We start from the raw sequence: 14,250 nt of genomic DNA on the forward strand, positions 1-14,250 counted from the left end.
TATGGAATCCAGATTCGAGCCAGAGATAACGCCCGTTGATATCCTCCTCCAGCTCGTCCAGATGGGGAAGGTTGATCCCTGGAACATCGACATAGTTGACCTAACTGAAAAGTACATAGAGCGCCTTAGGGAGATGAAGGAGCTTGACCTGCGCATCTCAGCGAGGGCAATTCTAGCAGCTTCCATCCTCGTCAGGATGAAGAGCGAGGCCCTTCTGTACTCCGACGAAGAGCAGGATAAGGGGGATGAAGAAAAGGAGCGCATCCGCGTGGATGTTGAACCGCTGGCACCGCCCTTGAGAAGGGCAGAGCGCTACTACACCTTCGAAGACCTCATCGAGGCCCTCATGGACGCCCTTGAAGAAGCTGAGAGGAGGAAGCCGAGGAAGAGGAAGCGCGAGGAAGTCGAGGAGGAAATCTTTGTCGTTGATGACTTCCGCGTTGACATTGAGAAGCACGTGAACAGGCTGTACGAGATAGTCAGAAAACTCTACAGCGAGACCAGAGAGCCCATACGCTTCTGGGACCTCGTCTTTGATCCACAGCCGAAAATAATAGCCAGGACTTTCCTCTATCTGCTTTTCCTATCAAACATGGGGAAGGTAGACCTCCTCCAGGAGGAGCCCTTTGGAGAAATCCTGGTCGTCCCGCTGGAGGAAAACTCCTAACTCCTCTCCTCCCTTTTTGCTGGGCGGAGGGTAATAACCAGGAATGGAGGCTCGCTCCCAACGTAGAGGCTTTTCTTTTCCCCGTTCAGGTAGAAGCAGTATTCACCATCAGGGACTGTCTCAATGAACTTTTCGGGCCTGGTAACCTTTGCAACCCGCCCATCAAAATACACGCACTCGTAGGAGTCCATTATGCCCCTAACCCGCTCAAGAATCTCGCTCTTTTGAAGCCTCTCACAGTCTAAGCGAGTGCACACGAGTGCCTTCCTCCCATCTGTAAATATCGTGATTTTCTCATTAACATCGATCCGCTTGGAGCGATCCAGAAAAACCCACAGCTCGGAGTACATCCTTTCGAGCCTGCCTCTCTTCGCGAGCCTCTTCTTCAGCCTCTCCTTTGCGTGATAGGTGAGCAGCATGGCGGAATGTATCCTTAGCGAATTTAAAAGTTGTTTGTTATGTACCTACATGTGTAGATATCTATGTAGGTTGTGACTTCACAAAAAAGTATTTAAAAGATGGCACTTAGAGGAGCATGATGTGAAAATGAAGTGGAGAAGAGAAAAAGCCTATGGGGCAGCTTTTTTAGTGTTCTCACTCCTCGACGCGCTTACCACCTGGGTTGGAGTTCAAAGGGGCTTTTCCGAGGCAAATCCAATAGTTGCGAGCAGGCTTTCCGATCCAGCGCTGTTCTTCGGGAGCTTTGCGCTGTTCACAACTCTTGGACTTCTGGTGATATTCGCGTCAAGCTACATGAGCCGTTTTTCTAGAGCATTTGGATACTTCCCGCCACTGTTTATCCTGATGAGGGCACTGCCTGTCTTCAACAACGCATACCTTCTCGCAGGAAGGAACTCTGCGTTCCTATCGCTTCCAGCAGGCTTTCTAATCCTGCCGCTCGCCAAGAACTCAGGAAAGCTTTTATCCTCTCCCACTAAGAGTTGAGTATGCAGTACCTCAGACGAGACCTCATAGAGCCCCGCGTTTACCAGGAGGTCATTTACGCCAGGTGTAAAGAGGCCAACTGCCTCGTTGTCCTGCCTACTGGGTTAGGAAAGACCCTCATAGCCATGCTCATAGCAGACTACCGCCTCTCAAAGTACGGCGGAAAGGTTCTCATGCTCGCCCCTACGAAACCGCTCGCTGTCCAGCACGCCGAGAGCTTCAAAAAACTGTTCAACATCCCGCCCGAGAAGATAAACGTCCTGACTGGTGAGCTGTCCCCAAAGCAGAGGGCCGAAGTTTGGAAGAACAGCGTCGTAATAACCGCAACGCCCCAGACGGTCGAGAATGATATTTTAACTGGCAGAATATCTCTCGAAGATGTTGTTCTACTTGTCTTTGATGAGGCCCATCGAGCAGTCGGGAACTACTCCTACGTTTTCATAGCTAAGGAGTACCTGAAGACCGCAAAACACCCGCTCGTTCTGGGCCTTACTGCCTCTCCTGGAAGCGACGAGGAGAAAATAAGGGAAATAGTGAGAAATCTCGGGATAGAGAGGATAGAGATTCGGACCGAAAGCTCACCGGACGTTAAACCTTATGTCCAAAAAATAGCCTTCGAGTGGGTTAAGGTCGACCTGCCGGGCATCTACAAGGAAGTCCGTTCCATCCTCCGCGAGATGCTGAAGGAGAGCCTCAAGCCCCTCGCCCAGTTTAAGCTGGTCTCGACGTATTCCCCAGACATCTCAAAGAAGGAAGTCCTCCAGGCCGGCTCGAAGATCAACCAGGAAGTAGCGAGGGGGAACTACGAGCTCGGAAGGCTGAGGATGCACCAGGCGAAGGCGGTTAAGCTCCTGCACGCGCTTGAACTTCTTGAAACCCAGGGGCTAACTGCCCTAAGGGCCTACCTGAAAAAACTCAAAGAAGACAAGAGGACGAAGTCGAGCAAGGAGCTGATGGAAGACCCGCGCATGAGGAAAGTAATCTACCTACTCGTCCAGGCGAAGGAATCTGGGTTAGACCACCCCAAGATGGAGAAGCTGAAGGAGCTCGTTAAAGAGCAGCTCGGGAAAAAGCCGAGCTCCAAGATAATAGTCTTCACGAACTACCGCGACACCGGAAAGAAAATCGTTGAGGAACTGCGCTCTATGGGGATCACTGCTGAGAGGTTCATCGGGCAGGCGAGCAGGAAGGACGACAGGGGAATGAGCCAGAGGGAGCAGAAGGAAGTCCTCGACCGCTTCTCAAGGGGGGAGTTCAACGTCCTCGTGGCTACAAGCGTCGGGGAGGAGGGATTGGACGTTCCCGAAGTTGACCTAGTGGTGTTTTATGAGCCTGTTCCCTCAGCAATAAGGAGCATCCAGAGGCGCGGAAGAACCGGAAGACACAGGCCGGGAAGAGTTGTCATTCTCATGGCTAAGGGGACGAGGGATGAAGCCTACTACTGGGCTTCCCGAAGAAAGGAGAAGGGGATGTTCGATGCGATAAAGAAAATCGCGAGGGAGCTTGAGAAGTTGCAGAGGGCCAGGATAAAAGCCCAAGGGGAGGAAGGTAAAATACACGCGGGTGTTGAAAAGTCGAAGGGGAGTGTCGATGTGTCCAAGGGGAAGATTGCCCCGCTGGATGCTTTCCTGAAGCCTAAAAAGGTCGAAAATACCGAAATTAGAGAGAGCAAAGCGGTCGGGAAAGCCGCTCCCCAGGCATCGGAAGAAAAATCAGCCGAAAAGCCGAAAGAAACGACCGAAGAGCTTCCGATAAAGCCCATCTTTGTGAGAAAGCCGAAGGGCATAGTGGTCTACGTCGATTCCCGCGAGCTGAGGAGCGGTGTTCCGAAGCACCTCAGGGAGCTGGGCGCCGAGGTCGAGGTGAGAACCCTCGACGTTGCAGACTACGTTGTGAGCGAAGAGGTGGGCATAGAGCGGAAGAGCGCCAACGACTTCATCCAGTCGATAATTGACGGGAGGCTCTTTGACCAGGTTGAGAGGCTGAAGAGGGCCTACGAGAAGCCGGTAATCATCATTGAGGGGGAGCTGTACGGCATAAGGAACGTCCACCCCAACGCAATACGGGGAGCGATAGCGGCGGTGACCCTTGACTGGGGAGTTCCAATATTGTTCTCATCAGGGCCGGAAGAGACCGCCCAGTTTATCTACCTCATGGCAAAGCGCGAGCAGGAGGAGAGGAAGAAGGAAGTCCGGTTGAGGAGCGAGAAGAAGGCGCTGACTCTAGCGGAGAGGCAGAGGCTCATAGTCGAGGGCCTTCCAAACGTCTCGGCGACGCTGGCTAAGAGGCTTTTAAAGCACTTTGGAAACGTCGAGAGGGTCTTCACGGCAACGGAGGAGGAGCTGAAGGAAGTTGAGGGAATCGGACCAAAGAAGGCGAGGGAGATAAGGAGGGTCATCACAGGCACCCTACGTTGAGGAAGAGGATAAGGCTTAAGTTTTCAAAAATTGTAGTAGAGACCGCCCCCGGGAAACCGCGGGGGATGAGCGCCTCGGCGAGCCGTGATTCCCCTTCGCTCCCCGGGGGCACACTTCAGCCGAACACGGCCCTAACGCCAGTTGCGGCAAATATCAGGAGTTCTATCATCTTGTAGGCCTCTTCCACGCTGTTTGTCTCAAATTCGACAGTCTTGCCGTCTATTCTTCTGACCAAGGGGCAAAGCTCGGCTGCGTCGGCAAAGCCGCTGTTCAGGAAGCGCACCCCTACTTTAACGGGCTTTTCCACGCTCAGGGGCTTTATAGCTCCTTCTTTCCAGCGCTTTACAGCCTCTTTTGTGCCTTTTATGAGGAGCTTATTTATTGCTTCCATTGAGGGGCTGATCGCGGAGTACCTTGAGAAGCTCTCCTTGAGGGGAACACCAACGGTCTTCGGAAGTGCATCTCTCACGTCACTTTCAAGCAGTGCCCTATCACCAGCGACTAGAATGACGGGGACGCCCCATTCTCCGAGCAGGTAAGCGTTCAGAAGGGTCTCGCTGACGGGTCTCCCGTTCACGGTTATCCAGTCTATTGTGGAGCCACTGTAGGTGTGGTCAAAAGTCGCCCTCCCCACTCCACTCCTGGCATGGTAGCCCAAGAAGAGTGCAACGTCGCTCCCCTTACTCCCTGCCACCATGCTCATCGGCCTCGGGAAGCCTCTAACGAGCTTCACAAAGCCGGGCATCTCCTCGGGGATGATGTTCACCATGGGGCCGTGACTGTCGGCGACAACGACTTCCTCAAAGCCAAGCTCGTGGAGTGTCATTGCTGTGATCTTAACAACCTCTGTCGCTATTTTCCTAGCTTCGCCATAGAGCGCCTTCTTTACGCTCAGGTGTTCGGGACTGACGACGTGGGGCAGGCCCTCAAGGTCGAGGGATATGAAAGCTCTCATCGGTACCACCTTTTTTCTGCAAGGATCGGGACAATAAATCCCTTTTGATCGAGGGATAACTACCGGGAATATCCCGCGGGCAACCCAACAACTGCCGCTTATGAAAAAGGTTTTATATGCCTTCCTTCATAAAATAGAGTGGTGATACGTATGCAAATCGTCGAAATAGACATAAAGCTCCCCTACAAGGAGAGGGGGGTCATACTGTCGAAGATCGTTTCCAAGTTTGGTGGCAGGATAAAGGACATACACTTCCACCCGCCCGATCCAAAGGGCATCGGAGAAGTTAGAGTTGAGCTGGAAGTAGAAAACGGAAAGAGCATAATCTCAGAGCTTAAGAGGCTCCTGAAAGGTGGTAGATTCTCCTTCAGGATACTCAGCGAGGCTTGATTTCTGCCTTTCTTATCTCTCCGGTTCAAGTTTTCGAGTTCCGGATTTTTGCCACTAAGCTCAACGGCAGCAGTGACAGCAACGCCAGAACTCCAACTCCACATATACCCTCATTCTTGGACGTTGATGAACTACTGCTTTCAGTCTTCTTGGTCGTGGAGCTGGAGTAATCAGTGTAATTCGTCTCCCTGGGAGTGGAAGTTGTAGAAGATTCAGAAGATTCCACAGTCCAGTTCTCGTGAACCGCCGGACAGGAACAGCAGTGAACGTCCCGGTATTTGACGGGAGCAGGAATAACCGTTACCCCCTCCTCGGACACGTGAATCAGCGGGAGTTCTCTAAGGGTGTTGTTCTCGTAGAGGTATATTGAAACGTTCATCGGTCTCGGAGGGTATTTTTTAGTAAGGTACGGGGGGCTAAATATGAATCTATAATCTCCGCTGTGAAACGTGTAGTTATCCTCCACCCACATGCTCCCGTTGAAATAGGCTATCCCTCTCCCAGGAGGCACGATCAAAAGTCCATCTCCCATGGTTATCGCACAGGAGTCGTTGACCGGCTGAAGTCTTGACTTCAACTCTTCCTCCAAGGGGATTCTGTACTTTGACGAAACGACGATCCAGTCACCCTCAATTTTCAGGGGCAGACACTTCCGGTTCCTGAGAGTGAAGAAATCAAACGGTAGCAAGTTATGCAACCAGGCATCGTAAGGGCTGAACTTGTCCTCAAGGCTCAAGTTCTTCTCGTTCCCAACGGCCACCAACTTAATGGATTCATCCACCCTGTACAGGCTTCTGTTTCCTATGGGATACTCGTAAATCAGAACGTAAGGCATTGAAATGTTAAGATCCCCCTGCTGGGGCACTTCTCCAATCTTCTGGATTGCACCGTTGCAGTAGCGGATTACCGTTAAATGATCAGCGCAGGGAGGATGCTTCATTGGAAAACTCGTGTTGGTGGAGGCTGGAAGGAAAAGATACAGCCAGCCCTTATAAAAAGCCAGGGGTGGCAGCTCGAACCCCGAAAAAGCCATGTAATCAACGTAGTAGGCACCGCTCTCATTGACATAGAAGATGAAATAAGTCCAAAGGTCAATGGGCATGAGAGTTACGGGGTCGTACTCTGTAGTGAGACCGGCTTCTTCGTAATAATCGTATTCGACTCCCACAAGGGCTCCTTTGGAGTCAGCGTAGATCACGAAGGGCTGGAGCGAAATCCCCCAGGGATAGTTGGAGTACTCCTGGGCGGATACATTCTGGAGGGACAAGACAAGAAGAAGGAAAATGGAAAGCGCTCCAGCTGGCTTTAGCTTAGACATAATCGCACACCCCGTTCAGGTATTCCAGGGCTTCCACCCTTACATCATAATAATAGGCCCTTCTTGGAGGCTTTCCTAGAACCTGGACGTAGTCGCAGGCCCTCTGGCGGTACACAGGGTTGTTGAGGACTGCCCCATCGCATTCAAACTCGTAATAGATGTTGTCAACGCCTCTGTAATTGCGGAGGTTCTCTTTGGCATCGTCAACATACATCTTCCACTGTTTTAGTGTGTCACTGTTGGCTGGGAGAAGCTCTCCCTTGTAGTAATTGGGTTGTAGAAACACCCAATCGAAGTAGTATGCGGCGTGGTGGTTGTATGAATCTTTTTTAAATACCCTCTTCCCTTCTATTTCTGATTTAGTAGTATAATGCATGTAAGGTATCCATATGAACTCAAAGCCGGCTTCGTGTATCCTGTTGGCCAGTTCAGAGATCACGGTCTCCCAGGAAGCTCCCACTGCTTTGGCCTCGAACATCATTGGGCACTCGTAATTCCAGTAGAACCCTCTGAGGTTGTAGTCTGAGGAGATTACGAACACATCAATCCATCGCTTCCAGTAGTCCGGTCCCCTTGGAGTGTCCGATCTGTACTTGTAGTAGGGTATCTCAACGTAGTAAGGCATGGTCACGTTCTCGCTCAGAAATTCCGAGAGGGTGTATGCATCTTCTCCGGGGTCACCGGTGTAGATCATGGACTTACCCTCTATGCCCCAACCGGTATCGAGGATAACAAGGCTGTCAATCCCCACTTCCCTCAGCTTCTCCTGCACGGTGCTCATGGTGGTGTCTCCGTGATACTTCATGAGGCTCCTGAAGTCTCTTCCATCCCACTTAAGGTACCACAATCCAAACGTTCTCCCGTATCCCATTTTACAACCTCCAGATGGTCTTCAGAATTACATACACAAATTGAACTTATAACGTTTTCTATTCTGATTTTGCATACACTTCTAAATAGTAAGCAAAACTTGAAAATGCCAAGGGAAGAAAAGGGCTATCCCTTAACGCCCCTGTTCAGCTCTTCCAGCTTTTCTCTGGCTTTTTCAACGGAGCCTGCCTTCTCTATTGCGGTCCCCGTGACAATAATATCGGCTCCAGCCTTTACGGCAGCCCTCGCCTGCTCCTCCGTTCTGATACCGCCGCCCACTATCAGTGGAACATCAATAACGCGCTTCACAAGGCCTATCATCTCGGGCGGAACTGGCTGAGGTGCACCGCTTCCCGCTTCGAGGTAGACGAGTCTCATCCCGAGGTACTGGCCGGCTAAAGCGTAGGCTGCTGCTATTTTCGGCTTGTGCCTTGGGATGGGCTTTGCGTCCCCGACCCAGCCCACGGTTTCTCCCGGCTCAATGATCAGATAGGCCATCGGGATCGGCTCTATGCCGTATCGCTTGACCTGAAAAGCTCCCAGCGCCTGGGCTCCCGTTATGAAGAACGGGTTCCGCGAGTTGAGAAGGCTCATGAAGAAAATCGCATCGGCGTACTTACTTATCCCGCCGTGTGAACCCGGAAACAGAATTACGGGAAGGTTCGAGCTTTCCTTTATGGCCCTAACAACGCTGTCGAGGACTTCCCCCTCGGCCCCAGTTGAGCCGCCAACCATTATCGCATCAACGCCAACTTCTTCGCTCATACTCGCCAGCTCTCCTGCAAGTTCGGGGGAAACGTCGTCTGGATCGAGGAGAACGAAGTGGAGCTTTTCCCTTTCCAGCTTCTCGTGGATGTAGGTTTCGACTTTTCCAAGCTTGAGCATACTTACACCCCCATAAACTTTCTGATGTCATCTTCACCCGTGGATTCGTCAATTAAGAGACAGTGCACGCCAAGACTATCAGCATGGGCACACATAGGTTTATCACGGGTTATTAGAGAGTATCCCCTCTCAAGGGCAAGGGCCAGGAAATAAGTATCAAATCCAGAGGGAGCCTCGGCAGACGCTATGGTCTTAGCGGTGTCAGATAATTTCTCTTCACCAATAATCTCAAAGGAGTTCTCAACGGCATTCCCAAGTCTCATTGCGAATTTTTGGTCGCCGCTTAGTCTTTTGGCAACACTAATAACTTCCACAACAGCAACTCTGGGGACTGCGACTTTCTTGTCCTTAGAAAGGGCCAGCACAAGGCGGCACTTATCAAGAATTCCCCTTCTCTGCTTCAATTGAGGATGATTCGAATTGTAAAAAAAGGCTCCTATAATGACGTTTGTATCAATAACGAACCCTCTTTCTCCCTCTAACATCGTCCAGCACTTCCTCGATATCTGTGTTAACGGGAATTCCCTCAACACTCTCCATTAAGTCCCAAATTGTTTCTCCAACAATAACTTTAACCTTGGCTCCCTTGGGGAGATTAACTTTCTTGAGGGGCCTAAACTTCTCCCCATCATAGACGGCCTCGATAACTGTCCCCATAGGTTTCCACCTTATTCCAATATTTCCTCGGCACTTTTAACGGTTTTCCAGCTGAGGCCAAGTCTGGTAAGAACTCCGACTAGGATTTTGTCAGGCTCCTCTTCGAAGCGGTAGAGGTTTGTGCTAACTCTGACGTCTCCAGCTCCGAAGCCTTCCACCGGCTCTCCAAACTTCGAGACCTCCAGCGAAAGCCTCTCCTCAAGTCTTTCTTCGCTCGGAATTAGATAGGCTCTCAAAAGTTCCGCCTCTTTGAGGAGGTAGTCAATGTGCCAGTGGAGCTTCTTGTCCTCTCTGAAGTGCCTTTCCACCCTCTTTTCGAGCGAGTTCATAGCGGAGCCGACGTAGACGTAGTAGCCCGCCTTTAAGGGAAACTCCCTGGCTTTAGTGCGGATGACTTTGTCGTTCTCCAGGAGGATTACGAGAAAGTAGGAACCCTTCATAGGTGGCAGTTTGCTGCAGGGTTTATAAAGAGTTCCACCGAGTCCTAAACAAAGGTGTTGATCATGGTCGAAGACAAAAAAAGAGAGGTCAAAAAGCGCCCCGTTGATGAGTTCGCGTGGCAGGAATACGACCTTGAAGAATTTAAAAGAACTTTTCCAGCCCTTGCGAGAGAGCTTGAGGAGGAACCTGGCCTGAGCATAGACGCCTACAGGACTTCCGAGGAGGAAGCCCTCGAAGAGGAAGAGCTTGAACTCCAGGACTTCTCCGGCTACAACCCGACGATAATCGACTTCCTGAGGCGGTGCGAAACCGACGATGAGGCTCTGGAGATAATCAACTGGATGGAGGAAAGAGGCGAGATAACCCACGAGATGGCGAAGGAGCTTAGGATAGTCCTGGCCAAAAAGGGAGTAAGGGCCTTCGGGCCGAAAAAGGAGTGGGGCTGGTACGAGAGACACGGCAGGCATTGAGATATCTTGTTCTTCCTGTTTTCTATGGGATTGTCAGCGCCCGCAACCCTTTAAAAGGCATTTTCCCAGTCCTGCCCGGTGGTGAGAATGCCAAGGATAGCGGTCATCGATTACGACAAGTGCAATCCGGATAAGTGCGGTCACTTCCTCTGTGAGAGAGTCTGCCCCGTGAACAGGATGGGCGGAGAGGCTATCATAATAGACGAGGAGAACTACCGCCCGATAATTCAGGAGGCGAGCTGTACGGGCTGTGGAATCTGCGTTCACAAGTGCCCGTTCAACGCGATAACGATAGTGAACCTTCCGGAGGAGCTTGAGGAAGGCTGCGTCCACCGCTACGGAATAAACGCCTTCGTCCTCTACCGCTTACCGGTAGTCAAGGAGGGTATGGTCGTCGGTGTCCTCGGTCCAAACGGAACCGGTAAGACGACGGCCGTTAAAATACTCTCGGGCCAGCTCATTCCGAACCTCTGCGGAAACAACGATAACTGGGACAACGTCATAAAGGCATTCCGCGGCAACGAGCTCCAGAACTACTTTGAGAAGCTCAAGAAGGGCGAGATAAGACCTATAGTCAAGCCGCAGTACGTTGACCTCATCCCAAAGGCCGTGAAGGGCAAAGTTAGAGACCTGCTCAAGAAGGCTGACGAGACCGGAAAGTTCGACGAAGTCGTCAAGGAGCTTGAGCTTGAGAATATCTTGGATAGGGAAATCCAGCAGTTATCGGGTGGTGAACTGCAGAGGGTTGCGATAGCAGCGGCCCTTCTCAGGAATGCCCACTTCTACTTCTTCGATGAGCCCTCAAGCTACCTCGACATAAGGCAGAGGCTCAGGATAGCGAAGACTATCAGGAGGCTCGCCGAGAGTGGAAAGAACGTTCTCACAGTCGAGCACGATTTAGCCCTGCTCGACTACATGAGCGACATAATCCACGTCGTCTACGGTAAACCGGGAGCCTACGGTATCTTCTCCCAGCCCAAATCAACGAGAAACGGAATAAATGAGTTCCTTAGGGGCTACCTGAGGGACGAGAACGTCCGCTTCAGGCCCTTCGAGATAACTTTCACCAAGACGGGTGAGAGAAAGGCCCAGGAGGGCGAGATACTCGTCCAGTACCCGAGGCTCGTAAAGGAGTATGAAAACGGCTCCTTCAGGCTTGAGGTCGAGGGAGGAGAGCTCTACGTTGGAGAAGTTGTTGGTATCGTCGGGCCGAACGGTATCGGAAAGACGACCTTCGTGAAGATGCTCGCCGGAGTTGAGAAACCCACAGAGGGAGAAGTTGACTGGTCGCTCACCGTCAGCTACAAGCCCCAGTACATCAAGACGGACTACGAGGGAACTGTCTTCGACCTTCTGAGCAAGATAGACGCCTCGAAGCTCATGAGCAACTTCTACAAGACTGAACTGCTCAACCCGCTCGGTATTCCCGACCTCTACGACAGACAGGTCAACGAGCTCTCCGGTGGCGAGTTGCAGAGAGTAGCCATAACCGCCTGCCTGATCAGGGATGCCGACATTTACCTCATCGACGAGCCTTCAGCCCATCTCGACGTCGAGCAGAGGCTGGCAGTATCAAAGGCCATCCGCTCGCTCATGGCCAAGAACGAGAAGACAGCGCTGATAGTCGAGCACGACGTCATGATGGTGGACTACCTCAGCGACCGCCTCATAGTCTTCGAGGGCGAGCCAGGAAAGTACGGAAGAGCACTCCCGCCGATGGGCATGAGGGAGGGAATGAACCGCTTTTTAGCCAACATCGGGATAACCTTCAGGCGCGACCCCGACACAGGAAGGCCGAGGGCCAACAAAGAGGGCTCAGTTAAGGACAGGGAGCAGAAGGAGAGGGGTGAGTACTACTACCTCTCAGCCTGAATTCACTCTTTTTCTGCCTTTTATTATCTCCATCTTGCGAAACCTATAAATTCCCCCAGACATTCTCCAGAAGGGGATGAAAAATGCTTCCACCAGGAAAACTACCTCCCGAGGCCCTTGAGAGGCTTTTTACCAAACTTGGCGCGAGCGACCCCCGGGTTCTGCTCGGCCCGGGTAAAGGAATAGATTTTGGAGCCGTTGACTTCGGCGAGAAAGCCTTAGTTGCCTCAACCGATCCGATAACTGGGGCGGTCGAGGACATCGGCTTCTACGCGGTTCATGTCAACGCCAATGACGTCGCCGTTGCGGGAGCGAGGCCAAAGTGGTTTTTAATCACGATACTCCTGCCCGAAGGGTCTGACGAGAGACTCCCGGAGAGGATAATGGACGAGATTGACAGAGAGGCAAAGAAGCTCGGTGTAGCGATTATCGGGGGCCACACCGAAGTAACCCCTGGTCTGGATAGGCCAATAGTCATTGGAACAATGCTTGGTGAAGTTGAGAGGGAAAAGCTTGTCAGGCCCGATGGGGCAAAGCCCGGTGACGCGATAGTCATGACGAAGTGGGCCGGGCTGGAGGGGACTTCAATAATAGCCCGCGAGAAGAGGGAAGAGCTAATCGGGGTATTCGGGAAGGACCTAGTTGAGAGGGCAGCCTCGCTTATAGACTACATCAGCGTCGTTCCTGAGGCGATCCTGGCGGCGGACTTTGGTGTCAACGCCATGCACGACCCAACGGAGGGAGGAATAGCCAACGGCCTCTACGAGATGGCGGATTCAGCCGGTTTGGGCTTCAGAGTTTTTCCCGACAAAATTCCTATACGGGATGAGACGAAGGCTATCTGCAGGTACTACAGCCTGAACCCACTAGCTCTCGTCGGTTCTGGTTCCCTCCTTATAGCGGTGAGCAGGGACCGTGCAAAGGCCCTCGTTGAGATACTCCTTTCGAGGGGGATAAACGCGGCCATCATCGGTGAGTTCCTAGCGGAGGAGAAAAGGGTCGCAGTCGTAAACGGGGAAGAAAGGCCCTTCCAGAGGCCAGAAACAGACGAACTTTGGAGAATCTTTGATGAGTAGCTATCTTATCTCAACTTCAACCTCTTTTACTTCCCCGTTTTCAAGTGTCCAGGCACGAAACTCTCCTGAAGGAGTCACTATGAGCCAGACGTTTCGCCACAGGTTCATGCCCCTGAGGTCTTTTTCTGAAGGGATTGGCGGGCACTTAAGGTGGGAGTGAAATACTCCAACGATTTCAAGCCCCTTCTTTTCAGCCTCGTCCAGAACCTCTGCAATTTCAAGGGGATCTATCTCAAATTCCACCGGTGAGTTGAGCCTGTTTCGGGTCTTCCTAGCTTCTTCCACGATTAGGACATTCCCTGCTTTTCTGCCAAGGAGGAATCCGCAAACTTCTATGGGGCTTTTCTTGGCAAGTTCAATGATCCTCTGGACGTCCTTTCGAGTCATAAAGAGCTTCATAACTCCACCGCCAGCTTGAGGCCTTCGTCCTCTTCGATCCCCCTGAGAATTGTGAGTATCTTTTCTTCGGGAATCTCTGTACTGCTCAGGAACTTTTTCACCTTTTTGATTTCTTCGGCCTTTCTCCCCTCTGAGCGGGCCTCAAGGTAGTCTAAAACAGCCAGAAGGATGCCTTTAAGCGTTCTATCCCCAAGAGGGACGGGCTTCCATCCGTTTTCATAAATGTAAAGGGCCTTCACAACTTCCCCGCCGCTTAAGGCTGAAACAGGCAATAAAGCTGGCCCCCTCGCCTGCAGGTAGTGGAGGAGGGAATCTCCCGAAAAACCCTCGGAGACAAGCGTGCTGTACGCTGCTTCCAGGGCTTTCAAGAGGGTCGCCAGCTTCTCAACCTTTGGCAGATTCTCCTTTGAGAGCATGGAGAGCTTGAGAACGGCCCTCTCCAGGGGTTCCTCCTCAAGGTTCACGACGAAGAGAACCCTGTCTTTCAGCGAAGTCCCCTCGGCGAAGGCCTTCAGGGCTATCCAGACTGCTCCGTTGCTCAGTATTCCGTATTTAACGCCCCTGCTGAAGCAATACCTTGCAAGCTGTCTCAGTGGTTCGTCCCGCTTCAGAATGTTAACGCCGAGGTTTTTAGCCTCAAGGAACGCAACCGTCTCACCGTTCAGAAAGAGCGCATAATCCGCTCTCCCGTCCTCGGTTCTCTCTTCCGGTCGAACTTCCTCAGGGTTGTTCCACTCCCAGCCGAGGGCCGTCATTATCTCCCCGATGAGGTGCTGTTTGACGGCCTCCTCATTTTTCTCATAGAGGGAGCGGTGTTTGCCAATGCGGGACATTACAGTAAGCACTGCACTCTCAAGCCCTAGCATCATAGCCCAGGCTCGTTTCATG

General features: G+C 52.0%; 17 protein-coding genes. 7 read left to right on the forward strand and 10 right to left on the reverse strand.

Going from position 1 to position 14,250, the window contains the following annotated elements; all coding sequences use genetic code 11:
* The first annotated feature begins 1 nt into the window (after position 1).
* Positions 2-667 carry a segregation and condensation protein A gene (locus TK_RS05010; RefSeq protein WP_011249969.1) on the forward strand — a complete coding sequence of 222 codons (666 nt, stop codon included), beginning with the start codon at positions 2-4 and terminating at the stop codon, positions 665-667.
* Here TK_RS05010 and TK_RS05015 read toward each other — a convergent pair.
* Entirely contained in the window at positions 664-1,086 is a 423-nt protein-coding gene (locus TK_RS05015) for a hypothetical protein (RefSeq protein ID WP_011249970.1), read from the reverse strand. The two genes, TK_RS05010 and TK_RS05015, sit on opposite strands and share 4 nt — an antisense overlap.
* A 127-nt stretch (positions 1,087-1,213) precedes the next feature.
* Between TK_RS05015 and TK_RS05020 the strand changes: the two genes are divergently transcribed.
* Together TK_RS05020 and TK_RS05025 are read left to right on the forward strand one after the other, a co-directional pair.
* A complete protein-coding gene (locus TK_RS05020) occupies positions 1,214-1,612 on the forward strand; it encodes a DUF5658 family protein (RefSeq protein WP_048053832.1) in 399 nt (132 codons plus the stop codon).
* 2 nt (positions 1,613-1,614) lie between these two features.
* On the forward strand, positions 1,615-4,029 hold the full coding sequence (locus TK_RS05025; RefSeq protein ID WP_011249972.1) for a DEAD/DEAH box helicase: 2,415 nt from the start codon (positions 1,615-1,617) through the stop codon (positions 4,027-4,029).
* Between the two features lie 115 nt (positions 4,030-4,144).
* On the opposite strand, the gene TK_RS05030 is transcribed toward TK_RS05025, so the two are convergent.
* The gene (locus TK_RS05030) at positions 4,145-4,984 is read right to left on the reverse strand and encodes a M55 family metallopeptidase (protein WP_011249973.1); all 840 of its coding nucleotides are present in this window, start codon (positions 4,982-4,984) and stop codon (positions 4,145-4,147) included.
* Positions 4,985-5,134: 150 nt separating this feature from the next.
* Between TK_RS05030 and TK_RS05035 the strand changes: the two genes are divergently transcribed.
* Positions 5,135-5,374, forward strand: a complete 240-nt coding sequence (locus TK_RS05035) for a hypothetical protein (RefSeq protein WP_011249974.1) — start codon at positions 5,135-5,137, stop codon at positions 5,372-5,374.
* Positions 5,375-5,399: 25 nt separating this feature from the next.
* Here the strand turns inward: TK_RS05035 and TK_RS05040 are convergent, their stop codons facing one another.
* The 6 genes from TK_RS05040 to TK_RS05065 all read right to left on the reverse strand — a co-directional run bounded on the left by TK_RS05040 (position 5,400) and on the right by TK_RS05065 (position 9,544).
* Positions 5,400-6,692 (reverse strand): hypothetical protein, encoded by a 1,293-nt coding sequence (locus tag TK_RS05040; RefSeq protein ID WP_011249975.1) that lies wholly within the window; start codon positions 6,690-6,692, stop codon positions 5,400-5,402.
* Entirely contained in the window at positions 6,685-7,563 is an 879-nt protein-coding gene (locus TK_RS05045) for a DUF4855 domain-containing protein (protein ID WP_011249976.1), read from the reverse strand. The genes TK_RS05040 and TK_RS05045 overlap by 8 nt, the downstream gene beginning before the upstream one ends.
* Before the next feature lie 125 nt (positions 7,564-7,688).
* Positions 7,689-8,447, reverse strand: a complete 759-nt coding sequence (locus TK_RS05050; RefSeq protein WP_011249977.1) for a geranylgeranylglyceryl/heptaprenylglyceryl phosphate synthase — start codon at positions 8,445-8,447, stop codon at positions 7,689-7,691.
* A 2-nt stretch (positions 8,448-8,449) separates the two neighbouring features.
* Positions 8,450-8,932 (reverse strand): type II toxin-antitoxin system VapC family toxin, encoded by a 483-nt coding sequence (locus TK_RS11650; protein ID WP_011249978.1) that lies wholly within the window; start codon positions 8,930-8,932, stop codon positions 8,450-8,452.
* A complete protein-coding gene (locus TK_RS05060) occupies positions 8,901-9,104 on the reverse strand; it encodes an antitoxin family protein (protein WP_011249979.1) in 204 nt (67 codons plus the stop codon). Before TK_RS05060 ends, TK_RS11650 begins: the two co-directional genes overlap by 32 nt.
* Before the next feature lie 11 nt (positions 9,105-9,115).
* The gene (locus TK_RS05065; RefSeq protein ID WP_011249980.1) at positions 9,116-9,544 is read right to left on the reverse strand and encodes a GIY-YIG nuclease family protein; all 429 of its coding nucleotides are present in this window, start codon (positions 9,542-9,544) and stop codon (positions 9,116-9,118) included.
* A 63-nt stretch (positions 9,545-9,607) separates the two neighbouring features.
* Between TK_RS05065 and TK_RS05070 the strand changes: the two genes are divergently transcribed.
* From TK_RS05070 to TK_RS05080, 3 genes are all read left to right on the forward strand, one after another.
* Positions 9,608-10,015, forward strand: coding sequence for a DUF2095 domain-containing protein (locus TK_RS05070; RefSeq protein WP_011249981.1), 408 nt, complete (start codon positions 9,608-9,610; stop codon positions 10,013-10,015).
* A gap of 87 nt (positions 10,016-10,102) precedes the next feature.
* Positions 10,103-11,887 (forward strand): ribosome biogenesis/translation initiation ATPase RLI, encoded by a 1,785-nt coding sequence (locus TK_RS05075; RefSeq protein ID WP_011249982.1) that lies wholly within the window; start codon positions 10,103-10,105, stop codon positions 11,885-11,887.
* A gap of 83 nt (positions 11,888-11,970) precedes the next feature.
* The gene (locus TK_RS05080) at positions 11,971-12,963 is read left to right on the forward strand and encodes an AIR synthase family protein (RefSeq protein WP_011249983.1); all 993 of its coding nucleotides are present in this window, start codon (positions 11,971-11,973) and stop codon (positions 12,961-12,963) included.
* On the opposite strand, the gene TK_RS05085 is transcribed toward TK_RS05080, so the two are convergent.
* Positions 12,964-13,362: a M67 family metallopeptidase gene (locus TK_RS05085; protein ID WP_011249984.1), complete on the reverse strand. Its 399-nt coding sequence runs from the start codon at positions 13,360-13,362 to the stop codon at positions 12,964-12,966.
* Entirely contained in the window at positions 13,359-14,228 is an 870-nt protein-coding gene (locus tag TK_RS05090; RefSeq protein WP_052273639.1) for a type I restriction endonuclease, read from the reverse strand. The genes TK_RS05085 and TK_RS05090 overlap by 4 nt, the downstream gene beginning before the upstream one ends.
* Positions 14,229-14,250: the final 22 nt, after the last annotated feature.

Origin of the sequence: Thermococcus kodakarensis KOD1 (genome assembly GCF_000009965.1) — an archaeon.
In the GTDB taxonomy this organism is placed as follows: domain Archaea; phylum Methanobacteriota_B; class Thermococci; order Thermococcales; family Thermococcaceae; genus Thermococcus; species Thermococcus kodakarensis.